The following is a 24,226-nucleotide window of genomic DNA, read 5'->3' on the forward strand; positions in this document are numbered from 1 at the left end:
CTGCCGCTAATCAGACGATTGTTCGTGTATGCTATTAAGAAATAACGCTTTACTTAAGGAGCTCCGGCTGAATCGAAAAAAGCCCGTGTGGGTATGCGCACAAGCAAGGGCAAGATCCTGGCATATCCATAGACTAGTGCCACAAATCAAGAAAGGACGGATGAACTTGGGAAGCTATGCGACCAAACAGAACGTATCCGATTCTTTGCTGAAACACGGAGAAATCAGCCGGAACGTTCCGGAAACCCGGCGTTACAGTAAAGGGACATTAAAAACGATGCTAGATACGTACAAAATGTTGTATGTGAAGCCGAACAGCGGTACGGGAGGCAGCGGCGTTATCCGGGTGGAGCGTAAAGAGAACGGATACAGCTTTCAGCTTCATACTTTTGTGAAGAAATTTCCGGACTTTGACAGCATGGAAGCGGCCCTCCGAAAACGTATTAAAAAGACCCCCTACGTTATTCAGCAGGGGATTCATCTTCTCCGCCACAAGGGGCGGCTCTTCGATTTGAGAATCATGATCCAGAAAAATCCTAGAGGAGTCTGGGAAACGACCGGTATCATCGGCCGCATCGGCCATCCCCGGAAAATCGTTACGAACTTATGCAGGGGCGGCTCTTCCAAACCTGTTGAGGTTCTTCTTAGAGAGTATGGGGCGGATATCAAACGGTACAAGTCTTCCTTACGGAGTTTGGGCCTCAGGGCGGCCCGCCATCTCAATAAAACTTTTCCGCGGATTAAAGAAGTGGGACTGGACGTCGGATTGGACCCTAACCTGCACCCTTGGATTCTGGAAGCGAATCCCCGCCCCAAAATCCGCGGATTCAAAACCTTGAAGGATCAAAGCATTTACCGGAAGATGCTGCGCTACCAAAAATATCACGGGCATGCCTAGCAAGCGCCGCGGACAATGAAAAGGCCCGCCTTGGCCGAACTTTCCTGATCGGCCGGGCGGACCCGGGTGTTTCGCGGGAGTCATTCCTGTACAGCAGCGGAACAATCTCCGCTTAAATCAGGCGGTCACCACCGCGAGGACAAACCCGTCGTAGCCTTTGCTGCCGACGGTTTGCAGAGCGGTGGCACTAACCCGCGGCTCGGCCGCAATCAGCTCGAGGAAGGTGCGAACCCCTTGAACGCGCGGGTCGTCGCTGTGCGGATTGGCGACTTCCCCGTCGCGGATGACATTGTCCCCGATGATGAGACTTCCCGGGCGCGACAGCTTCAGCGCCCATTTGAAGTAATCGGGGTTGTTCGGTTTATCCGCGTCGATGAAGATGAGATCGAACGGCCCGGCCCCTTCCGCGTAAAGCTGCTCCAGCGACACGAGCGCTTCGCTGACCCGCACCTCCGCGAGATGGCTTACGCCCGCCCGGCTCAAATTTTGGCGGGCCGTCTCCGCATGGTGAGGATCGTATTCGAGCGTGACGATTTTGCCGTCCGCGGGCAGCGCGCGAGCGAGCCAGATCGTGCTGTACCCGCCGAGCGTGCCGATTTCCAGGATGGAGCGGGCTCCTTGGATTTTAGCGAGCAGGTGGAGCAGTTTCCCTTGGTTGGGTGCTACATCAATGGGCGGAAGGGAGGCTCTGGCGTTGTTTGCGAGAACTTCCGTCATGACGGGATCGGCAGGGACAAGCCATTCGTTCAGGCAGGCATCCACATGCGACCATTTGTCGGACAAGTCGGTCCCGGCCAGGGCTGGTTCGTTTCGGACTTCGGGAGATTCATTTGAAAGCGTCATAGGGGTAAAACTCCTTTCGTATTGGAATCTACCTCTACTGTATGCTGGATTGATCTATAAATAAAATATATAATTATTATCAAAGTATAAATTTTAGTTAAGAATAGGTGCGTGCGAAATGAATCTTCACGCTCTGCGGATTTTTTATGAAACGGCCAAATCGGGGAGCATAACCGGAGCGGCCGAGGTGCTTCGGATTTCTCAGCCTGCTGTCACTTCCCAGATCAAACGGTTCGAAAAGGAAATCGGGATGCGGCTGTTTGCCGCACGGGGAAGAGGGATTTCCTTAACCGATGCCGGACGGAAGCTGCTGGAGTATGCGAGGAAGCTGTTTGCCCTGGAAGAGGAAATGGAAGCTTTTATCGACGGTTACACGTCGGGAAGAAACGGTGCGATCCGCCTCGTATCCACCTATCTGCCGGCCAATTTCCTGCTCCCGGCTTGGGTCGCCAAATTCAAACGGGACCATGAAGAAGTGGATTTCGTCATCACCACGACGAATTCCCGGGGCGCTTTCGACAGCCTGCTCAATTACGAAGCCGAAATTGCCGTTTACGGCGGAGCGGGCGAAAGGCAGCCCGGCATCCATTGGGAGGAGCTGTTCGAGGACGAGCTCTGGTTCGTTGTGCCCGCCCATCACAAGTATGCCAACGAGCACATCACACTGGCCGAGATCGTGAAGGAGCCGTTCATTATGAGGGAAGAGGGAAGCTCGACGCGGGAGTGGCTTTTTTCCTTATGCAGGGTGCATAACGTGAGTCCGCCCCAGATCGCCCTCCAGTTTAACGGCTTGAATGAGACGATCAGCGCGGTGATGGCCGGGTACGGGACGAACTTTATTTCTTCGCTTGTCGTCCGGGATCATGTGGAACGCGAGGCATTGGCCCGGGTATATGTGAAGGACATCCGGTTAAAAAATATCATCGCGGTATGTACGCGTGCAGACGAGGTTCTGTCGCCCCCGGCGGAGCGGTTTATTCAAATGATTAAAGCCAGCGTAGGAGCGGGACAAGCCCTGCCTTGAAACAAACGAAACGGAGTGTTCGAGCCTTGGCTCCGCACTCCGTTTTTTTATGGCTTGCCGGCTGCAGAACCGCCCGCCCGGTCACGCGTTCTAATAATCAATTTCTTCCCAGTCCTAGAGGTTCTTGTTCGAGATATCCAGCAGCTCCTCCAGGCTGTCGATGTGACGCTTGATCATTCCGGTTCCTCCTGTAACGGTATCATGAAAAGGTTCATTCACGCCCTTCCGATCCGTATCTTTCGTTCTTCCGGATTAGGAATAAATCGGCAGAATCACGGTGAATTGGATCGTATTCGCTCCGGAAATTTCAGCGGAGACCGTTCCCTTGTACCGCTGAACAAGCTGATTGACGATGGCCAGACCGAGGCCCTTGTGAACGCCGTCTTTTTTCGTGGAGAAACCGCTTGTGAACATGGCCTGCAGATCTTTCTCGGACAAGCTCTTGCTGATATGGTTGGACAGTTTGAAGATCAGCCGGTTCTCATCCGTATAGCCGAGAAGATGAACGTTTCTTTGCTCCACGTTCATTCCGCTTACTTCGTCGAAAGCGTTGTCGATCAAATTACCTAAAATTTTCACGAGATCGACGGATTTCAGTCCTGAAATGCTCGTGAGATCGTCCGCCAAGTCCAGCTCGTAAGTGAAGTGGATTTTTCTCAATTGCGACTGCGTAATCTTGGAACTGATCAGGGAAGCGAGGGCCGGATGCCCGACATGGACGATGCTGTTGACGAGTCTGGTTTCTTCCACTAGCTCGTGGATATATTTCTTGGTCTCTTCGAATTTTTTCAACTGGACCATACAGCTGATCGTGGTCAGATGGTTGGTAAAATCGTGATTCTGTCCTTTGATCGCGACCATAAGGCTGTTCATTTCGTCCGTATAATTCTCTTGGATCGTCTGGGCTACGGCGTCTTTCGTCCGGTTAACGCCTTTGTAAATAAAGTAGACCATGATCAGGCTGGCAATTGAAACCGAAACGATGACGAGGAAGAAATTCAGCAGCTGATTGTTCAAGGAGTTGTGAATATACTCCATGTCGTTGACCAGACCGATTACGTAAGGGAACTGAACGCGTTCGCTCTTAACCGGATAAAAAATTTTCAGCACGTTTTTGTCGTTGATTTTAGTAGGGAAGAAGATCGGCTTATCGAGTTTAACGGCTTGTTCGATCAGGGAGGCGTCCTCCGGCGATTTGCTGTTGTACTGGCCGAACAAAATTTTGCGCTCGGAGTACCGGATGTTTTTGGAACCGTTCGTTACGGTATAAAAGCTGGGATCGTCATCGGGCTTGGAGAAGGTGCGCGGATTGAATCCGGTAATTTCGAGCAGGCTTTTGTTGTTCTTTAACGTCTCCGCAACGATAAACTCCGAGCCGTCGTTCTGATCGAACTGCTCGATGAGAGAGCTGTTCATCGTCGGATTAATGATATAGTCGGTCGTTCCGTCGTAATAGAAGCCGAATTTGTTTCTTTTTGAACCAGGATTGGAGGCGGAGCCCGATATTTTACCCGCCCAGAAACTTTGAAGCGTAGTGCCTTCGGATACGGTAACCGTTTCCAGTCTGAACAGCTGTTCGAGCGCGATCCGGTAATTGCCCCAATACTTCGCATTCAGGTTAATTTCCTTGGGGTCCGAGGAACGGACGCTGACGATCTCGTCACCGATTTGGGCGAACAAGGTGAGGTTGCTTACGTTATATTTGACTCTGAGCTCTGCCAGCATACTGTTGTCAATATCCCGGTAACGGGGAGGCAGGGCGGCTTTGACGCCGAGGGCCACTTGCCTTAACGAATCGGACAAGAGTTTATCCCGGGTTTGGGATGAATACTCCACGTGGTCAATGCTTAACTGGATTTGCTGGGAAAGAGAAAATAACTCCGTTTCCATATTGGCCGTTAGGGATTTTTTCGTGGAATAATAAAAGACGCTGTCATTGACGAGCAGGATGGCCATAATAACAGCTAAAAATAGGACAGATAATCGTTTGATAGACATTTTCTAGTTCCCTTCGAACGCATAGTTCCCTCATCATTCTAAGTTATTCGACCCGGTTCTACAATATCAAAAACTGGGTGAGTTCACACAAGATAGGAACGGGGAGCCAAGCGGTTAAGAAGCGGAGATTCGAGGCTTAATGCGGCATTGCCTGCCGTGCCCGCTTTTATTGAACTAAGGTCAGTCAAGAGGTGTATACGAATGTAAATAGGAGTATATGGAAGCGCGGGACCCCGTTTCATATACTTAAGCTACGCAAGGAACGAGAGGCCGGTCATAGCGGCCCGCACAGGAACAATACCCAGGAGGGATTGCATTGAGCAGAAAAAACAGACATAAAGGGCTGCTTCCGGCAGCCGTCATCGCCGCGATGTTAACGGTTACAGCATGCAGCACAGCGGCGCCCGAAGAGGCGAAAACGCCTGAAACGGGCGGAGTCATGGAGGTATCCACGGTCCGGGCAAGCGATCCGTATCTGAAATTCGATCCGGGCGAAACCTTCGATAACAATGCGGTTTACGCGGCGTACGAGAAAGAAACCGGGGTTAAAATCACCAACAAATGGGTGGCGGACGGAAGCCAGTTCGCGGAAAAGCTGAAAATGTCCATCGCTTCCAACGAGATTCCGGATTTCTTTCCCGTCGATGCGGCCCAGCTTCAGCAGCTTATCGAAGCGGACATGATCCTGGATCTGACACCCGTATACGATAAGGTCGCCACCGAAAACACAAAGAAAATGATGACCATGGACGGCGGCCTCCAGATGAAGTCGGCCACGTTCGACGGCAAGCTGATGGCGATTCCCTCGACATCCAATCCTTATTACGCCCAGTTCCTGTGGGTGAGGACGGACTGGCTGAAGAAATTGAACCTGCCCGAGCCGAAAACGATGGACGACGTTGCTAAAATCGCGGAGGCTTTTAAAACGAAGGACCCCGGTGGAACGGGAAAAGCTTACGGCCTGGCCTTTAACAAAAATCTGTTCGACGGCGCCCTCGGTGTCACGGGTTTCCTGAACGGCTATCACGCCTACACGAACCAGTGGCTGGATGACGGAACCGGCAAGCTCCAGTTCGGGGATATTCAGCCGCAGATGAAAGACGCGCTGCGGGGTCTTCAAGATCTGTACAAGAAAGGTCTGATCGATCCGGAGTTTGCGGTTAAGGATGCGACCAAAGCTTCCGAAATGCTGTATAACGACAGCATCGGTATGGTCTACGGGGCGGAATGGATGCCGGCTCAACTGGCGAGCGGAGCGGTCAAGGACGGCAAAGTCGTGCAGGAGTGGGGCGTTTTCCCGCTTCCTTCCTCGGACGGCAAACCCGCCAAGTCCCAGATCGGGCTGGGCGTGGATAAGTACTACGTCGTATCCAAGAAAGCGAAACATCCGGAGGCGGTCATCAAGCTGCTGAACCACTGGATCGTCGTGAACAACAGCCAGAGCGAAGAGAGCAAGGTATACGAGTTCGGCAAAGACAAGGTGGAAAAATCGAGCAACTACTGGCTGCTGAACCCGATTTTCGTCAATAACCAGACCAACAATAACGGGGAAGTGCTTCCCGATGCGATCGCGAACAAAGACGAAAGCAAGCTGCAGACCAAAGATCAGAAGACCCGCTACGGACGCGCCATGAAATACGTTAACGGAGATACGAGCCTCTGGTGGGAATACTTGATTTCGGGTCCCAATGGCGCCGTCTCGCTGTATCCGGAAATGAAAAAGAACAACCAGTTCGAGCAGAACAAGTTTTACGGAGCGCCGACGCCGACCATGGTGGAAAAAGGTGCGATTTTGAACAAAAAGCGGGATGAAGTGTTCGTCAAAATCATCATGAATCAAGTGCCGGTCGATGAATTCGACAAATTCGTTGCGGATTGGAAAAGCATGGGCGGCAACGAGATCACGAAAGAAGTCAACGACTGGTACAACAAGAACAAATAGGGCGGCTGCCGCCCGTACGGGTGAGTTCAGTCAAAATCCTTCAAGGGGGATCGGAAAGGATGCGATCCCTCTTTTTCTATCTACATAAAGCTAAAAAGGCAGGTGAGGGTATGCATACGAGGTTTCGGACTTGGAGGCGGGAGTGGCCTCTTCATCTGATGGTAGTGCCGGGTCTGATTATCGTGATTATATTCAGTTATATCCCGATGGCGGGAATTATGATGGCTTTTCAGAAATATATCCCGTCCAAAGGGCTGTTCGGTTCACCTTTTGTGGGATTGAAAAATTTCCGTTTCCTGATGGAATACCCGGATATCGGACAAATATTTTTCAACACCTTGTTTATTGCAACGATGAAAATAGCGGCGGGTTTAATCGTGCCGATTACGATCGCCATTCTTCTCAACGAACTGAGCAGGCAGTGGATCAAACGGACGTTTCAGACGCTCGTCTACCTGCCGCATTTTATGTCCTGGGTGCTGCTGAGCGGCATTTTGATCGACGTGCTTTCGCCGTCGTCGGGGATCGTCAACCAGCTTCTCGGCGTCTTCGGGATGCAGCCCGTTTTTTTTCTCGGGGATAACGCCTGGTTCCCTTATGTGATGGTCGTGTCGGACGTATGGAAGGAGTTCGGTTTCGGCACCATCGTGTATCTGGCTGCTCTTACCGGCATCAATCCGTCGCTTTATGAGGCTGCGGAGATGGATGGAGCGGGCCGCTGGAAGCAGACCCTTTACATCACATTACCGGGGATGATGCCGATTATCGTGCTCATGCTTACGCTGAATATCGGCAACGTGCTTAATGCCGGGTTCGACCAGATTTTCAATCTGTACAGCCCTCAAGTGTATGAAAGCGCGGACATTATCGACACGTTCGTCTTCCGCATGGGGGTACAGCAGTCGCAGTTCGGTTTCGCTACGGCGGTCGGACTTCTGAAGTCGATCGTTTCATTCGTTCTGATTTCGGTATCGTACCTGCTTGCTTACCGTTTCGCCAATTATCGGATCTTCTGAGGAGGGATTGCCTTGCGCCACCACTTGACCATGGGCAGGAGACTGTTTCTGATCGGCAATGTCGTGTTCCTGGCCCTGATTTCTTTCGCGTGCCTCATGCCCATTATTCACATCCTGGCTATCTCGCTCAGTTCGGGAGCGGCTGCCTCCGCCGGGAAAGTTCTGCTGTGGCCCGTGGACTTTACGACCGCCGCCTACGATAACGTGTTCGGCAAACCCGAATACTTGCGGGCGTTCTGGATATCGATTCAGCGGGTCGTGCTGGGTACGGCGATCAGTATGTTTCTGACGATCCTCACGGCGTATCCGCTGTCGAAGGACCCCCGCGTGTTCCGACTGCGCACCTTTTACGTCTGGGTCTTCGTCTTTACGATTTTGTTCAGCGGAGGGCTTATTCCGTGGTACATGACGATCAAAACGCTGGGCCTGATCGATACGATCTGGGCGCTGGTTCTTCCGGGCGCGCTGCCCGTATTTAATGTGATTCTCCTGCTGAACTTTTACCGAAGTCTGCCGAAGGAACTCGAGGAATCGGCCCGGATCGACGGAGCCGGCCATTTTGCGACCTTGTGGAAGATTTATGCTCCGCTTTCCCTTCCCGCACTGGCGACGACGGGCTTATTCACGGTGGTCGGTCATTGGAACAGTTGGTTTGACGGGATGATTCTGATGAACCACCCTGATAAATATCCGCTTCAGACCTTCCTGCAAACCATTATCATTAACATGGATTTCCGGTTTATCAAAGCGCAAGACGCCGAGCTGCTGGTTAAATTGTCGGACCGCACCAGCAAAGCCGCCCAGATTTTCGTCGCCGCTTTTCCCGTTCTGCTGGTGTATCCGTTTCTTCAGCGTTTTTTCATTAAAGGAATTGTGATGGGGAGTGTCAAAGAATAACGGGACGGGCATTCGAGCGCAAGGGGAGCGGTATTCATGAAACTCAATCTCAGCCTGCAGGACTCCTCCATTTTCAAAAAAATTATGGCGGTATTTATGGCCGCCCTACTTCCGATTATGGCCATCACCTGGCTGATTAACGAGAAGGGGTCGGAGAGCATCCGCCAGGAAAGGTCCCAGTCCATCCTGAATACGACCGGGTATTATCTGGATTCGCTGGACAAGGAAGCGGACCGGATCAACCGGTTTCTGCCGAATTACGTAACGGACAGCGATTTGCAGGAAATCGCCGCCATGGGCAATGAACTGTCGGATTACGACCGTTCCCAGAAAATTCTCTCCATCCAGAAGCGTCTGAATCTGACGAAAGACTCCAGTGCGTTCATCCAGGAAGTGAAGGCGTACGTACCGCTCATTCAGCGGACGCTGCTCAGCGTCAAGTACGATACCTTCGTGGATTTGGCGGAATATGAAGCACTCCAACTGCGGAACAAACGGGCCGACGAGCCTTTTGTCTTCTGGGACGACCGGCTGTTTCTGAGCATGCAAGTGCCCTCGAATTCGACCCGGGAGCCCTTGTATGTCGTCGGAGTCGAGCTGTCTACGGCCAAAATCAGACAGTCGCTGGCGCAGATCAGCGGCTCTTTCGGCGGGGAAACCCTGCTGATCAACACGGATCGAGGGTGGAATTTTCAGAGCGGGAATGACCCGCAGCTGCTGACGGCGGCGAAAGCTTTTATCGGGGAGAAAAGCGCGGAAGGGAATAAACAGGGCTACGAGACGATTACGGTAGGCAGCGACCGGTATATGGCGGTTTACAACTACTCGGCCCTGTGGAACTCGTATTCGGTCAGCTGCATTCCCGAGAAAACGCTGCTCGGACCCATTCAGACTTACCGCGTGTGGTTCAGGTGGGCGTGCGTTCTGGCGGTTGCGGTGGTCCTGTTCTTCTCGTTCTTCCTGTTCCGGCTCATTTACCGGCCGCTGTTAAAGCTGGTACAGTCGTTCAGACGCGTCCAGCAGAACCGGCTGGAGCTCATTGCGGTCGACCGGGGCAACGACGAATTCGGGTATTTGTACCATGCGTTCAATCAGACGATCCATTCGCTGCGGGAGCTGATCGAGCAAAATTACGAGCAGCAAATCCGCAGTCAGCGTTCGGAGCTGAAACGGCTGCAGTCCCAGATTAATCCGCACTTTTTGTATAACTGCTTTTTTGTCCTGTGCCGCCTGATTAAATCGGAGCATAAGGAGAAAGCTTACCAGTTCTGCTTATATATCGGGGATTATTTTCATTTTATTACCCGCGACGACGAGGATGAAATTCCGCTTTCGCTGGAAATCAACCATTCGCGTACTTACGTGGATATGCAAAAAGTGTGCTACGGAGACCGCATTGAAGCGGTGTTCGAGGTAGAAGAGTTTGACACGCGCGTCCCCCGGCTCATCCTGCAGCCGATTATAGAGAACGCTTACAAACACGCGCTCGGAAGCACGCCGGGCGCCGGGTTTCTCCGGATCTGGAGCAGGATGGACGCCAAAGGCATTACCATCTATGTGGAAGACAACGGTACGACATTGACGGACGATGAACTCGGTAAACTCCGCAGACGTCTTGCGGACGGAAATCACGAGCTTGAAGAGACAACCGGTCTCGTGAACGTTCACCGGAGAATCCAGCTCCGCTATGGGCAGGGCTACGGGATCACGGTGGACCGATCGGAATTGGGCGGCCTGAAAGCAGGCATTCACATCGGAAACAGCTAGAGGAGGGAGACCGAATGTACCGATTGCTGATTGTAGACGATATCCCGATTATCGTGGAGGGTCTGAAAGAGCTTTTCGAAGAAACTCCGCAGCTTTCCCTGGAGATTAATACCGCGTATTCCGGAGAAGAGGCGCTGGAAGTATTGCGGAACAAGCGGATCGACCTGGTCATTTCGGATATTAAAATGCCCGGGCTGGAGGGCATCGGTCTGCTCCGGGAAATCAAAGCGAATTGGCCTTCGTGCAAAGTGATCTTTCTGACCGGCTATAACGATTTTCAATATGTGCAGAATGCGGTGAAATACGGCGGCTTCGATTATCTGCTGAAAATTGAAAGCGATGAGAAAATCATCGCTGCCGTGACGCGGGCGATCGGCAAGCTCAATGAAGAAAAAGCGCGTGAAGAGATGATTGAACGCGCGGAGGAAAGCATGAAGCGGGCGCTCCCTTCTCTCCAGAAAGAATATGTGAGCAGTCTGCTTCAGGGAAAAAGGCCGGCCGGGGAGCAGCTTGACCGGCATTTCCGGGAGATCGGCATTCCGCTTCAGGGGGAAGAGCCGGTTTTGCTGCTTCTGGGAAGAGTGGACGTATGGCGGGAAATGCTGACGCCGCCGGACAAAGCGCTCTTTGTGTATGCGGTACAAAATATCGCGGAAGAGATTTTGTCGCCGGGTGCACGCGTGTACACTTACGTGTACGACCAGGTGAAAATCGCCTGGTTCATTCAGCCGGCGGAATCGTCTCGTCCCGAAAGGAACGTTTCCGGGGACAACTGGGACCGCACACGGCGTTTCGTCGGAAATGCTCTTGAAACGATCCAGCGGGCCTGTAAACAGCTGCTTAAGCTGCCGGTTTCTTTTGTAGTGGGCAAAAATCCGGTTCCTTGGGACGATATTTCCGACAAATTCCATGAGCTGAAATATAACTTTTTGTTCGGAGCGGGCCTCGGAAATGAAATCATTTTAACGGAACCCGCGCCGGACAATCACGGGGAAACGAGCCATGCGCAAAAGCGGAGCGAGTTTTTTACGGCCGCCCGCGTACAACTGCTCGGAAAATGCCTGGAGAACGGCCACCGCTGCGAATTTTTTAACGTGTACAAGGAGATCGGCGATCTGTGGGAAAGCGACGAATGGCCGTTTGAACGGAAAAGAGAAGTGTATCATTCGCTTTCCGCCGTTTTTCTCGCCTATGTGAACAAAAATGACGAGCTGAGGGCGTATCTGAACAGCAGCCACGATTTATCGACTTTGTTCCACTGTGAAGCGGATACGACCGCGGCCGAGCTCAAAGCGTATTTTTTGCAGACGGCGGAGCTTATCTTCGACTGGAACGGCGAGCAGGCGGCACATTTTCCGGATGAGCTTGTCCAGCGGGTTCATACGTACATTTCGGACAATCTCGCGAAGGATATCTCGCTGAACGCCATAGCCGATCACGTCGGCCTTAATCCCTCTTATCTGTCGCGGCTTTATAAACAAATGACGGGGATCGGATTGTCCGATTACATCAACGATTACCGGAATTTGAAGGCCAAGGAGCTACTCCTCGGAAGTCCGATGAGGGTAGGGGAAATCGCCTCGATGCTGGGCTACAATTCGGCTCTGGCTTTTATCCGTTTTTTCAAAAAGCAGAACGAATCCACTCCGCAGGAATACCGGAGCCGGCGGGCAAGCGGCGACAGCGGCTGACCGGCAGTCACACGTCAACAGAAGTATATGAAAGTAACCAACGATCTCTTTAGGCCGAAGTCTCTCTCTTGTACAATCGGAACATAAGCCGAAGCAAGAGGAGGAAATAAAAGTGGCAGCATTAACAGCGGTACTGCTCGGTGCCGGAAGCAGGGGACGTTACATTTACGGGCCGTACGCGGAGAAATATCCCCATGAGCTCAACATTATATCCGTAGCGGAGCCCGATGAAGGCAGACGGAAACTCATTTCGCGGATACACGGAATCAAGCCCGATTATGTATATTCGTCGTGGGAGCAAGCATTCGAGCGGGGGAAAATCGCCGACATCATGATCATCAGCACGCTGGACCGGATGCATTTCGTGCCGGCTATGAAGGCGCTGGAGCTCGGTTATCACGTTCTGCTGGAAAAACCGATGTCGCCCAAGCTGGAAGAGTGCGTGCAGCTGGTCGAGGCGGCCCAAGCCCATGACCGGCTTCTCGTCGTCAGCCACGTTCTGAGGTACTCCCTGTTCTGGGCGGGAATCAAACAGCACCTGGATGCCGGTGAACTCGGTGATATCGCCTCCATCCAACTGACCGAAAATGTGGGCTACGCCCATATGACCCACAGCTATGTGCGGGGCAACTGGCGCCGCGCCGAAGAGACGAGCCCGATGATTCTGGCCAAATCGTGCCACGATTTGGACATTATTTCGTGGCTTATGGGCGGGGAGTGCAGGAGCGTCAGTTCATTCGGCTCCTTGTTTCATTTCAAGAAGGAGAATGCCCCCGCGGGATCGACCGACAGATGCATCGAAGGCTGCGAGGTCGAAAAAGAATGCCCGTTCTCCGCGCTGAAGCTCTACATTCAGCCGCCGGATCATCCGTGGGCGCGTTACATGACACACGACCTGTCCCATGAAGGCATCGTCAAGGCGCTGAAGGAAGGGCCGTTCGGCCGCTGTGTGTACCGCTGCGACAACGATGTCGTGGATCACCAGGTCGTGAACCTGGAATTTGACGGCGGGGCGACCGCCGCCTTCACGATGTCCGGCTTCACGCAAGGCGGCGGCAGGCGGGTCCAGATCATGGGGACCCGCGGCGAGATCCTGGGCGATATGGACGAAGGGACGTACACGCTCCATCGCTTCGCTACGGGAGAAGCGGTGGAAGTCCGCTGCAATATCGCCGGGGACGGGCATGGGGGAGGAGACGAGCGGATGGTCGCCTCCTTCCTGAAGGACGTCCGCGAGTACGGCCGTCAGCCGGCCGGAAGCCGCACCTCCGCCGCCGCTTCGCTGCAGAGCCACCTGATGGCATTCGGCGCGGAAGAATCGCGGCTGAACGGCGGCAAGAGTGTGAGCCTGGCCGACTTTAAGCGGGCATCCACGGCCGGAATCGTGTAGCGGCGGGAACCGGTTCAGCCGCTCTCGAAACGGCACGGCCGCAATAAAGAAACCAGGAGCTCTTCCGGGAGCTTCCTGGTTTTTTATTGCGGTTAATCGTTCGAACATCTTCTAGAACGTAATCCCCTTACGTTCGATTTTCAGCCGGATGTCCGGCTCGAACTGCACCTCCTTGTAGTCTTCCTCCCAGTTCATCTTCTTCCAGGCTTCCGGATGAAAAGCCATCAGTCTCAGCGCTATACCGTATCCGTCGTGATTGGCTTCCTGCATTTTTCGCGTGATGGCTTTGGCCCGTGCGGTCAGCAGCCTGGAAAGTGCTGCATCCAGTTTCTGAAGCGTCTCTTTTTGGTTCAGCCGGTCAAGCGGGTACTCGATTACCGCGGCATTGATTTTCAACTGGATCTTGACTCTGACCCCGCCGCCCTCCGTCAGCTCCACCTTCATTTTACGCGAGTACTTATGGAGATCGACTGTAATGTAGCGGTCCGCTTTTGTCTCATGCTCCTCCTCCTCCTCGATGTTCACGGGAAGTGTGAGGCGTGCCGTTTTTCCCTTTTGCCCCTTGAGAAGCAGATAGATGAGAGATTCTTCCGAGGAGAGGGAGGCCGTCATTACATTGCTGTGAAACAGCGCTACACCTTGAACCACGGGCTTTTTGTCATGAATCGACACATAGGGGAGGGCAAAGTCCTGTCCAGGCTTAACCGGGCCGATCGACTGGAAATTGACCCGCGGGATGACGGTACCGTCCTCCATGTTTTCAAGCAGTGCATCCAGGAAGCGTCCGAGGAGTTTCGTTCCGACTTTTTTCAAGCCGATCAAGCCTTCCGCCGTTCCGTTGACTACCGCAAGCCGGGCGTTCAGCGGACTTTTGGGATCGCGGTAATATACATCCATGTAAGGCATAATATTTTGGGCGCGCGCCCATTCTTCACCAAGCAGAAGCACAAGCAGCTTGGACGGGGAATAATTCCCCGATATTTCATGATCGAGAATTCCGCGGGCGTGCTGAGTCGTATTGCTCGTTACCGTGTGTATTTCGTTACTTTCGCTTCGCCCCTCTTCAACACTGGATACGTCCGGAAAGGCGACGGTAACTTTCAGTTCATCTCCTTCTCCCCGATCGAATCCGCCGATGTGAATGATGCGGGAGCTTTTGAGAAGCTGCTGATCCCAGCATCCGCTGAGCAGGAGAAGAGTCAGCAGGCTTGCCGCGGTTTTGGAAAATCGGTTCATTCGGCGAGCCGCCTCCCTCCCTCGCGAATATGCAGAGCAAGCGAAATCAGAAGCAAAAGGAAGGGAACGCAGCCCATGAAAAAATAGGTCGACAGGGATACGATTTTGCCCAAAGTTCTCATTACAGCTTGGTCATGAATCAGCAGCGCAGTCGCCAAAAGCGCGACGGCCGTAAACAGAACAGGCTTACGGTGGCTGCTCATGCCGAACAAATGAGAGATACCCGTGGCGGCCAGATATAGATAAGCCATTATGGACGTGGCGACCACGACGATCCAGGCGGAGAGAAAATACAGGTCGGGACGCTCGATGATCGTGATAGTCAGCGCTTTAACCATATACAGTACCGGATGGGGCAGCAGGCCAAGCTCGGAAGGGCTGAATACGACCAGACTCGTAAAGACGAGAAACGTATACAGCAGAGTCGAGAAAGCGTTGGCCGCGGATGCGGCAGCCAGCTTTTTCCGGGGTGTCCCTTCCACGAACGGGTAACAAAAAAGAATCCATTCATAACCGCTCAGCGTATTCATCGCTTCATGCGCTCCACGCACGACCGGGAGAAACCCGGCTTGTCCGATCGGGAAAATATACAACAAGTTGGAATGCGTATAGGCGTACGCGGATATAAAGATCATGACGAGAAACAGGCTGCTTACCAGTAGAAAGAACCGGGCGATGATCTGCAGATTTTCCTGGGTCAGGTAGATGCAGACGAGCACCATGAGACCGGTAATGAGCCATCTGGGCGTTTCCGGAAAAACCCAGTCACGGATCACTTCGTAAAAAAACATCAGAATGAGACTGCTCTGGGCCGTAAAATAAACGATGAACAAAATTTGCAGGAGCCTTGCCGCCGCTTTGCCCGTCAGGCGTGGCATGAAGTCATACAAGGTAGCGGCAGGAAAGCGTTTGTTCAGGGCCCACATCATCAGGATAAACATTTGGCTGAACAAACCGGCAAGCAGGACCGACATCCACGCATCGCCTTTGGCAAACGCCTGTACCCGGGAAGGCAGGAAAAGCACCTGAACGCCGATCTGGGTCTGGAGAACGAGAAAAAGCATCTGCTTCGGACTTATTTTATTCGAATTGTGTGTCATTCTCCTGCAGCTCCTTTACATCCGCGTTTTCCTGCTTCACCAAAGGTTTTGTCATGTTGACGCGGTTGTCTTTTTTCCATAGCGGGAACCTGAAAATAGTGTCTTTCCAGTCCTTTAGGCGGAAAGGAGCCGCCGGTGCCAGGTAAGGAGTGCCGAACGACTCCAGCTTGCACAGATGGATCAGGATGAAAATCAGGCTGAACACGATGCCGATAAAGCCGAGCAGCGCAGCCGGGATCATGACGGCAAACCTGAGCAGCCGTACGGATGCGCTCATCTCGTGAGAAGGGACGATAAAGGAAGAAATGGCGGTGAGAGCGACGACGATAATCATCGGATACGATACGAGTCCGACCCGCACGACCGCGTCCCCGATCACAAGGCCGCCGACGATGCCGATCGTCTGCCCGATCGGTCCCGGCAGGCGGATTCCCGCCTCCCTCAGCAGCTCCAGCGTCAGCTCCATGAACATGGCCTCCAGAAGCGGCGGATAAGGCACCATCTCCACGCTTCCTTTAATTTGGAACAAGAGCTCGGCGGGAATAACCTCGTAATGAAACGTAATGACCGCGATATAAAAAGCGGGCAGCGTAATCGCAATGACGAAGCTCAGCAGCCGGATGAACCGGATGAACGAGCCGGCAAGCGTGCGGCTGTAATAATCGTCCGGGGACTGATAGAACGAAAAAAACGTCACCGGCAAGACCAACGCACTGGGCGTTCCGGCGGACATCAGGACAGCTCTGCCTTCGAGCAGGTTGGCGGCGGCTCTGTCCGGGCGCTCCGTCGTTAGTATCTGGGGGAAAGGAGACATCGTCCGATCCTCAATATATTCCTCCAGGAGGTTGGTCGACAGTATATTGGCTCCCGCGATAGCACGGAGGCGTGCGTCGATTTCCTGGATGAGCTCCGGCTTGGCGACATGGTTCAGATAAGCGACGGCGACCTCGGTGCGGCTTTCTTGGCCGAGTGTATACCGGCGGATGACGAGGTGGCGGTTTTTGATCTGTTTGCGGATCAGATGCAGGTTAACCGTCATATTTTCGACAAAACCTTCATGGGAGCCGCGGACTGTTTTTTCGTTCTCTGGCTCTTCCGTCGTCCGCTTGACTTCCGCATTGACCGTAATCGAATAACACTCCGTGCTGCCTTCCTTGAAAAGAACGGCCTGCCCCTGCAGCAAAGTATTGGCGGCTTCGTCCAGCGATGTTTGCGCGTAAACCCTGGGGGCGGTGAACACATCGGCCAGATTTTCTGCCTCCGACTCCGCCAGGGGCTTCAGAATAAAGCTCCGGATTTTAACCTCATCGCACATCGGGTCAAGGTAGCAGAGCAGCAGGTTCCGGTTATGGTACGTAAGCGAGAGCTTCACCAAATCATCGGTATGAAACAGCGCCTGCTCAAGGGACCGTTCATTTTCCGCAAGGGATGTTTTGATGGTGACGGTATCCGCCGTTTCTTGTGCAGAAGCCGGAGCCGGAGCGGATCTTTTGTTCATATGGAATAAGTGTCTGAATAGCTTCACGCGCGTGCCTCCCTCCTTCCCGCAAACTTCTCTGTAGATTTCCCTGAACTTGTCACTTTATACCAATATAGCGCAGCGAAGAGTCACGACGTGTCGCGCAGGGCACAGGGGGGAAGCGTCATAACAGCGGGCTCGAACTTGAATGTACTGTCCAAGTAAAAAAAAGAACAAGTTCATACGAACTTGTTCAGCTTGTCGAGAAATCCACGTCTTTTTCAAGACGAGGGGTTTCTCTTTTTCTGAACCACATAAATGGTATAGGAAATAGTAACCCCGCCCGGCAGATCAGCAATTACCGTACTGGTTCCAGGCTTAAGAGCTTTTAAAGTAAACGAAGTGACAATATCAGATGCTGGTGAAATCGTGGATGATATCCATGTTTTGGGATTGGGCTTTTGCACGCCATATGAGCAGCATGGTTTGGTTTCACGCACCGAAAACGATTGATCCGGAAATGCAAGTCGTTTTAGAATAGGAAAAAGGAGGGATTTTTATATGCGATATGGGCCTGATCCACGTGCAATTTACCCAAATGAAGCAATTAAAAGTATATGTTATATTAAAAACGTTGTAACACGCCCCAACATTATTGTCGGTGACTACACCTATTATGACGACATAAACGGTGCTGAAAAATTTGAAGAGCATGTCACCCATCACTATGAATTTATCGGAGATAAGCTGATTATCGGGAAATTTTGTGCGATCGCAAGGGGCATTGAATTTGTTATGAACGGTGCAAACCATAGGATGTGCAGTGTCACTACCTATCCGTTTAACATTATGGGCAACGGTTGGGAGAAATCGAATCCAACTTTAGCAGACTTACCCCTTAAAGGTGATACTGTTATCGGAAATGATGTATGGATCGGACAAAATGTCACCGTAATGCCCGGTGTGCATATTGGGGACGGAGCCATCATTGCGGCCAACTCCGTTGTCGTAAAAAATGTTCCCCCTTACCATATTGCGGGAGGAAATCCCTGCCAAGTGATTAAAAAAAGGTTCGATGACGAACTAATCGATTATCTCCTTACCGTTAAATGGTGGGATTGGCCTTCTCGTAAAATTTTTGATAATCTTGAAACTCTATGCAGTGGGGATCTGACTAAAATTAAGGAAATCGAATAACACATCTTTTTATGACATAAAAAAGATTGTGACTTGAAAGTCACAGTCTCTCGTTAAATCTGCAAAATTAATCGTAAATGTAGATTGTTCTTTTATAGGTGATATACCAGTGGCCATTGTTTTGGTAAGCATCCGTTTTATATAACCAACCGGCCAGTTTTTAAAGGATCAATACTGCTTAAAATAGTAAAGTAACTGGAATTTTGGTGATGAGCGGTTTTACCTATGGAACTTGTCCAATTACCTTAAATCAACGCGAAAAGACCAAAAAAATAATTTAAATACCAATAAATGTAATCTTACTCTGTGCGACATGCCGGATGGAAAACAAAAAAAGCTAATCCCATTTACAGGGTTTAGCTTATTATTTGTAGTAGTTCCGCCGGATTAACCGCTAACTTCGATTTTAACGGATTTATATGGGGTGAAATCCCCTTTTCCCAAAAAAATCGCGTACATTACATCGGATTGTTCGCCAAGTGTCGTTCTCGCAGAGCCAAGAGTGTTACCATTATCGTCGAAAAATGTAAGGGTAATTAAGGAATCAGGGGTCACGCTCGCGTTGTTTTTTTGAAGCCCCGCTCTTACTAAAGTGTACTCGCCTGTCTTGATTACATTCATGATAGTTAAAGTGACCTTACTTTCATTATCCCGAAACGTCGATTCTTCTTTGTAATCAAAAAAAGGACGAGGGCTCGGTTTGGTTTGCTCAAGAGTAACTGCGGCATACCCGGTAATGTCTTTTTGGCTGAACGCTTCAAAATTGACGATCTGTTCGGATTGATTCCGGACATCCGGAATTTCGTAGGGCACTTTCTCCAGGATTTCCCCCTTCGCATTCCAGAAAACAAGGGTTCCGCTCGCTTGTGTCTTAGAGTAATCGACGGTCGGGTTCATGGATTTCATAGCGTCAATGAATTTGTGATCCCAGGAGCCATGCCCTATGTAAAGCTTGCCGTTAATCTTGCTCCGATTTCCTTCCTTCAAAACGGATAAAAACCCAGCCTTCGAATGAGGATTGTTGGCGTCGACAATCGTAAAACGGTTATCGATCGTTATGGTTTGAGACGGATTGTCGTAAATGACGGCAGAGCCCAGGCTTTCTGCCAGGTATCGAACCGGAACATAAGCGCTTCCGTTATAATTCAGCGTTTCTATAGATCCGCTCGGTGTTTTGTCCTCTCCGTTAATGATAAACTTCACCGGAAAAAGATAGGCTTGGATATTTTCCGACGCATATACTGCCGTTGCAGCGGATAAAGCCGCGCCGCAGGCCAGACCAACAAAAAACTTTTTCAATCATTTCACCTCTATTTTGTGTGGATACATATAAATTAGACTGTGCCAGTATGGAAAAAGTTTCATTATTTTACTCTCTAATCTTTATCCCACTTCCTAAAAATAGTACGATAAAAAAATAATGTGTTAATTATAGTTGAGAATTAACTTTAGATGTTAATTTTTTGCATCTGATTTTTCTTGAAAAGAGTTAAATACTCCATTGCGTGAACCAATTCGAAGGGGGCTTTTTTAATGGCATTTAAGACAGAATATGAGTTTGAATTACCGAGAGGGTTTGAAGACAGCAGCGGGAAAACACATAAAAAAGGAGCAATGAGACTTGCGACAGCCGCCGATGAAATTCTACCGATGAAAGATCCGCGCGTTCAAGCAAATCCACACTATTTATTTGTAATTATCCTTACAAGAGTTATCACTAGATTAGGCGATCTTCCAATGATTGACACGAAAGTGATTGAACAATTATTCGTAGCTGACCTTGCATTTTTGCGAGATTTGTACCTGAAAATAAATAAAGATGAAGACCCTGTAATACCTGCCACTTGTCCAATCTGTGAACACGAATTTATTGTTCCGGTTCCAGTTAGACTTAAATGGGAGGACTAGAGTAACGGTGACAAGCACATGATTTATATAACCGGAGACATCCATGGAACCATAAGTGTAGGTAGTAGGTTCAATAAAAGGAACTTTCCAGAACAAAAATCCTTAGCGAAAAAAGATTATGTAATCGTTGCCGGTGACTTTGGCTTAATATGGGATGGGAGTAGAGAGGACCAGTACTGGTTAAAGTGGCTCCACAATGAAAAGCCATTTACGACTCTGTTTATTGACGGGAATCATGAAAACTTTGATTTGTTGGAACAGTACCCGGTTGAAATTTGGAATGGTGGAAAGGTACATAAAATCAACAGCAGCGTTATCCACTTGATGAGAGGACAGGTATTCACGATAGAAAATAAGAAGTTTTTTACGTTTGGTGGAGCTGCGTCACATGACAAAGAGTATCGTAAAGAAGGGAAGTCTTGGTGGAGGAGAGAAATGCCCTCCAAAGATGAATACGAAGAAGGCCTGGAAAATCTTAACAGGAACAATTGGATAGTAGATTATGTGATCACTCATACTTGTTCGACTTCGGATCTAGATTATATTTCATCGGTATTCAATATTCACATGGAGAAGGATGAAATGCATCCTTATTTTTATGAGGTTGAACAGAAACTGACGTACAAACGGTGGTATTTTGGCCACTTTCATAAAAACGTTGACTTGCCAAAGAACAAGCGTCTTATATATTCGGACCTTATCAAAATACAATAAAACGAATCATCTAGGATTCGTATCCAACACTTCTTCGTTATTCATCCGCCCCCGCGTTCATTTTTCCTCCAAAATGATCAAACCGCTGCGGCGAGGTCCTCCCAATGTCCACCTCCTGCCTAGATTAGGCCATTGTCATACGTACATTTTCGGGCTACTGTCATATATTAGTATTGCCCAGAAAGAGCGCCATATCTAAAAAGGAGTGTGTTACTTTGTCTGGAACGGTAAATTTACAAAATAGGTCTTACGATCCTCAGCAATTGGCTGGTTATCATTTTGTGAAAGCTGAACATTTTGAGCGAATGAAGATGGCTCATGCGGGCAATCCTTCGTTGTTTTACCATTATGCCGAGCAGGAATATTTCCACAAAGCTCTTGCACACCGTTATAAAGGTATGGGTGGCTACTAATCATTTATTTTCGATAGCGTCTTCTCATTATAGAGGACGCTATCGAGATATATAAAAGTGAAAATTAATAAATTTGTAGATAGAACAAAATGGTTTGAACTATTTATGGCGAAGATTTGAGGAACAAATATACAATTAAATTAGTGCAATTTGAAGTATATTTTGAAATTAGAGGAGGGAATAGAGCTTTGAAAAATGCTGTTTTTTACGATCCGGATCTCGTTAGATCTGCAAATTTGCCTGAGAAGATAGAGGCATCCTTGCTTAAGGAAGGGCTTCCTCTTATCGAGCCTGAGGATGCCGTCTTGGGCGTTCGCTTCCAATCGTTCACGGATTTGGGGCTTCTGTACGATGGCGAACACAAGCTTCTGCCCATCGGATACGAATGGGAGCCGGAAAGCTCAATTCTGGGGCTGGTTCAAGGTTCGGGGCATCTATATTCCTTCCACCCAGCCTCCGGGCAAACAGGATTCGTTAACTCGGACATCTGTCTGTTTCTGTTGTTCTTATCCTGTGTTCGAGCGTTTATAGCAAGTCGCTCCGAAAGTGGACAAGCGATGATATGGACAGCGGAGGAAATGCGCGAACGACTGGCCGCCTTCCAACGCGGCGAGATCGTCCCTAAGCGTCCGAATCGGCCGGTCTTCGACCGAAAGGCGGAGTTGACCCGCATGCGTGCTTTGTTTGAAGAGAAGGACGCGGCCAGCCTGGCAGACGAAAACCATTGGTGGAGCTGCGTGCTTGAGCAACTGGAAGATGGCTTGTTATAGGGCTTTGAAGACAGGGCTTTCCGTCTGAACAGGGTTGAAGGTCTCGATGGTCGGGTGCGAAAAAAGAATAAGGAGATAATTATCGATGGCACATATAAAAATAAACTATTTTACATAAACGAAAAAGGGAAAGATACATGGAGTATATTGACTGACAGTATTGCATGGACAAGCGATGGTGATTTGCAAAATAGAGTTATCGCTAAGATAAATGCAGGTGAAATGTATATACTTCACAATTAATAGTATTCCAAGTAGAGATACGGAGTAAACCCTCCGTATCTCTACTTGGAATATCAACATTGAGAAAGTAGGAAAAAAATGAAAAAATGGATAGTCATATTTTTATCAGTTGCAGGATGTATTTATGTATTATTTTTTTTGAATTTGTTTAATGGGGAACCGTTATCAGAAGCACCTAGAGCCTACATTAAAAGTGCGAGCATAGATATACCAGTGGAAACCGCCTCGTATTATTGGAAATTAGGTAAAGAAAAGAACATGTCCCCTTGGTATGCAGTCAAAGATAAAGAAGCTATAATCATACCTAAAAATTCAACAATTAAGATTTCCTTTAAGAGAGAACCGGATGGTCCTCCGATTATTAGACAAGTCATTACTGACAATGACAATAGAGATATAGAAACAAAGAATTCTAACGAAATAACAGTACCGTCCTCAGAAGGAATTTATATGTATAGTATTAGCGCAGACTGGTCTGAAGGAAGCGCTCAATATGCAATAAAGGTGCATGTTAAATAAAGCTTACGCATTAGGTTAGGCGAATTTAGAATGATCGTTAAACATTTTTTGAGTTTTTTGCATATTCCTAAATAAAAGCTCATTGTCCAATAAATATAGCAATATGATTTTTGCAATCTAATATCATCTCCGTCAATGTGCAAAGTGATGAAAAATGATAATCGCGGTTCTCAAAACAAAAAAAATATTTTCATGGAACCAATTACCTCTTGATTAGCGAATATATGTTTGGTATATAATGAATAACACAAACGTATGTTCCTGTATTAGAAAGCGGCAATATGTCTTCTAAGAAATCCACAATTATGCTTTTCGATATGCAGTCCTTTTATGCCTCAGTCGAGAAAGCAAAGAATCCGACTCTAACCAAAAAGCCAAATGTTGTGGCAGGAGATCCATCCCATAGGGCTGGAGTTGTACTAGCAGCCTGTCCCTTAGCCAAACAATATGTTGTTAAAAAGCGGAAACACTAGGTGATGCTTTAAGGAATGCCTTGTGTCGTTAATAGACCCCATGTGGAGACATACATAAAAGTTTCAATGCAAGAATCGAAACCGGTGTACATGCACGGACTGGTATTGGAGAAAACAAAGCTTTATAAATACATGCTTTCATAAACAAATGAAAATCCCTGATTACCAATGTTTCTGGAGACATATATAGTGTTGTAAAAAAGCTATTCTACACTCATTTGAACAGACAGCGAGCTAAAAATTTTGTAGCTTTATCTGGGCTTTCTGACGCAAATACATATCAGTTCTCTTTTTTTGGGGATAGCGAAAAGAAAAGTAGCCTTGGACAATGTTATGGATAATATCAAAGATAAATTTGGGAAAATAGCAATTTTGCGCACAAGTTCCGTAATTTCTGCCGGTCAAGTCAAAGATAGAGTAGCTAAGATTGGAGAGCGTTATAGATGAGTACAAAGCTAAGTGGAAACAGGCGGTGGGAAAGTAGTCGTATGATGTTGGAACTTCATGAAGATGAGCTGCAGATAGTAATGGAGAATATCAGCATTTCCTTAAAGAGAAAAACTGAAATATGTGTAACGATATATGGAGAGTATGAGTTTCAAGATTTAATCGGCGTTGTTACATCGATTAATCCATATAGGCAAAATTTTAAGATCGAGCTGGTTGATGGCTTCGAATTTATCGATTTTGCAGAGGTAATTAAGGCTGACTTGCGAGAGGGGAATTAA

General features: G+C 49.4%; 21 protein-coding genes and 1 pseudogene. 16 read left to right on the forward strand and 6 right to left on the reverse strand.

Features of this window, described 5'->3' with window-relative positions:
* The first annotated feature begins 160 nt into the window (after positions 1-160).
* Complete coding sequence (locus KVT34_RS03560; RefSeq protein ID WP_217556707.1) at positions 161-898, forward strand: YheC/YheD family protein; 738 nt, start codon at positions 161-163, stop codon at positions 896-898.
* 117 nt (positions 899-1,015) lie between these two features.
* Here the strand turns inward: KVT34_RS03560 and KVT34_RS03565 are convergent, their stop codons facing one another.
* Positions 1,016-1,741, reverse strand: a complete 726-nt coding sequence (locus KVT34_RS03565; protein ID WP_254634514.1) for an O-methyltransferase — start codon at positions 1,739-1,741, stop codon at positions 1,016-1,018.
* Positions 1,742-1,859: 118 nt separating this feature from the next.
* Here KVT34_RS03565 and KVT34_RS03570 point away from each other — a divergent pair, with 118 nt between their 5' ends.
* Positions 1,860-2,765, forward strand: coding sequence for a LysR family transcriptional regulator (locus KVT34_RS03570; RefSeq protein WP_217556708.1), 906 nt, complete (start codon positions 1,860-1,862; stop codon positions 2,763-2,765).
* A gap of 252 nt (positions 2,766-3,017) precedes the next feature.
* Here KVT34_RS03570 and KVT34_RS03575 read toward each other — a convergent pair whose 3' ends face one another.
* On the reverse strand, positions 3,018-4,763 hold the full coding sequence (locus KVT34_RS03575) for a sensor histidine kinase (protein WP_217556710.1): 1,746 nt from the start codon (positions 4,761-4,763) through the stop codon (positions 3,018-3,020).
* A 316-nt stretch (positions 4,764-5,079) separates the two neighbouring features.
* On the opposite strand from KVT34_RS03575, the gene KVT34_RS03580 reads away from it, so the two are divergent.
* From KVT34_RS03580 to KVT34_RS03605, 6 genes are all read left to right on the forward strand, one after another.
* Positions 5,080-6,705: an extracellular solute-binding protein gene (locus tag KVT34_RS03580; protein WP_217556711.1), complete on the forward strand. Its 1,626-nt coding sequence runs from the start codon at positions 5,080-5,082 to the stop codon at positions 6,703-6,705.
* A gap of 110 nt (positions 6,706-6,815) precedes the next feature.
* On the forward strand, positions 6,816-7,721 hold the full coding sequence (locus KVT34_RS03585; RefSeq protein WP_217556712.1) for an ABC transporter permease: 906 nt from the start codon (positions 6,816-6,818) through the stop codon (positions 7,719-7,721).
* Positions 7,722-7,751: 30 nt separating this feature from the next.
* On the forward strand, positions 7,752-8,618 hold the full coding sequence (locus KVT34_RS03590) for a carbohydrate ABC transporter permease (RefSeq protein ID WP_217557249.1): 867 nt from the start codon (positions 7,752-7,754) through the stop codon (positions 8,616-8,618).
* 36 nt (positions 8,619-8,654) lie between these two features.
* On the forward strand, positions 8,655-10,385 hold the full coding sequence (locus KVT34_RS03595; protein ID WP_217556713.1) for a histidine kinase: 1,731 nt from the start codon (positions 8,655-8,657) through the stop codon (positions 10,383-10,385).
* 14 nt (positions 10,386-10,399) lie between these two features.
* Positions 10,400-12,076, forward strand: coding sequence for a response regulator (locus tag KVT34_RS03600; protein WP_217556714.1), 1,677 nt, complete (start codon positions 10,400-10,402; stop codon positions 12,074-12,076).
* 112 nt (positions 12,077-12,188) lie between these two features.
* Positions 12,189-13,466, forward strand: coding sequence for a Gfo/Idh/MocA family protein (locus KVT34_RS03605; RefSeq protein ID WP_217556715.1), 1,278 nt, complete (start codon positions 12,189-12,191; stop codon positions 13,464-13,466).
* Between the two features lie 111 nt (positions 13,467-13,577).
* Here the strand turns inward: KVT34_RS03605 and KVT34_RS03610 are convergent, their stop codons facing one another.
* Genes KVT34_RS03610 through KVT34_RS03620 form a run of 3 tightly spaced genes read right to left on the reverse strand, consistent with a single transcriptional unit; the run spans position 13,578 to position 17,327 of the window.
* Entirely contained in the window at positions 13,578-14,702 is a 1,125-nt protein-coding gene (locus KVT34_RS03610) for a Ger(x)C family spore germination protein (protein WP_217556716.1), read from the reverse strand.
* Positions 14,699-15,802 (reverse strand): GerAB/ArcD/ProY family transporter, encoded by a 1,104-nt coding sequence (locus KVT34_RS03615; RefSeq protein WP_217556718.1) that lies wholly within the window; start codon positions 15,800-15,802, stop codon positions 14,699-14,701. Before KVT34_RS03615 ends, KVT34_RS03610 begins: the two co-directional genes overlap by 4 nt.
* On the reverse strand, positions 15,783-17,327 hold the full coding sequence (locus KVT34_RS03620; RefSeq protein WP_217556719.1) for a spore germination protein: 1,545 nt from the start codon (positions 17,325-17,327) through the stop codon (positions 15,783-15,785). Before KVT34_RS03620 ends, KVT34_RS03615 begins: the two co-directional genes overlap by 20 nt.
* Before the next feature lie 495 nt (positions 17,328-17,822).
* On the opposite strand from KVT34_RS03620, the gene KVT34_RS03625 reads away from it, so the two are divergent.
* The gene (locus KVT34_RS03625; protein WP_217556720.1) at positions 17,823-18,458 is read left to right on the forward strand and encodes a Vat family streptogramin A O-acetyltransferase; all 636 of its coding nucleotides are present in this window, start codon (positions 17,823-17,825) and stop codon (positions 18,456-18,458) included.
* A 387-nt stretch (positions 18,459-18,845) separates the two neighbouring features.
* On the opposite strand, the gene KVT34_RS03630 is transcribed toward KVT34_RS03625, so the two are convergent.
* A complete protein-coding gene (locus KVT34_RS03630; protein ID WP_217556721.1) occupies positions 18,846-19,757 on the reverse strand; it encodes a stalk domain-containing protein in 912 nt (303 codons plus the stop codon).
* Positions 19,758-19,991: 234 nt separating this feature from the next.
* Between KVT34_RS03630 and KVT34_RS03635 the strand changes: the two genes are divergently transcribed.
* The 7 genes and pseudogenes from KVT34_RS03635 to KVT34_RS03665 all read left to right on the forward strand — a co-directional run bounded on the left by KVT34_RS03635 (position 19,992) and on the right by KVT34_RS03665 (position 24,226).
* Positions 19,992-20,366 carry a phage tail assembly protein gene (locus KVT34_RS03635; RefSeq protein WP_217556722.1) on the forward strand — a complete coding sequence of 125 codons (375 nt, stop codon included), beginning with the start codon at positions 19,992-19,994 and terminating at the stop codon, positions 20,364-20,366.
* Between the two features lie 18 nt (positions 20,367-20,384).
* Positions 20,385-21,080: a metallophosphoesterase family protein gene (locus KVT34_RS03640; RefSeq protein ID WP_217556723.1), complete on the forward strand. Its 696-nt coding sequence runs from the start codon at positions 20,385-20,387 to the stop codon at positions 21,078-21,080.
* Between the two features lie 215 nt (positions 21,081-21,295).
* Entirely contained in the window at positions 21,296-21,493 is a 198-nt protein-coding gene (locus KVT34_RS03645; RefSeq protein ID WP_217556724.1) for a hypothetical protein, read from the forward strand.
* A gap of 188 nt (positions 21,494-21,681) precedes the next feature.
* The gene (locus KVT34_RS03650; RefSeq protein ID WP_217556726.1) at positions 21,682-22,263 is read left to right on the forward strand and encodes an SUKH-4 family immunity protein; all 582 of its coding nucleotides are present in this window, start codon (positions 21,682-21,684) and stop codon (positions 22,261-22,263) included.
* A gap of 321 nt (positions 22,264-22,584) precedes the next feature.
* The gene (locus KVT34_RS03655) at positions 22,585-23,025 is read left to right on the forward strand and encodes a hypothetical protein (protein WP_217556728.1); all 441 of its coding nucleotides are present in this window, start codon (positions 22,585-22,587) and stop codon (positions 23,023-23,025) included.
* A gap of 281 nt (positions 23,026-23,306) precedes the next feature.
* Positions 23,307-23,480: pseudogene (locus KVT34_RS31685) on the forward strand (Y-family DNA polymerase); the annotation flags it as partial.
* A 461-nt stretch (positions 23,481-23,941) separates the two neighbouring features.
* Positions 23,942-24,226, forward strand: a complete 285-nt coding sequence (locus KVT34_RS03665) for a YolD-like family protein (RefSeq protein ID WP_217556729.1) — start codon at positions 23,942-23,944, stop codon at positions 24,224-24,226.

The organism is Paenibacillus sp. GbtcB18, from assembly GCF_019091125.1.
Lineage (GTDB): Bacteria > Bacillota > Bacilli > Paenibacillales > NBRC-103111 > Paenibacillus_F > Paenibacillus_F chitinolyticus.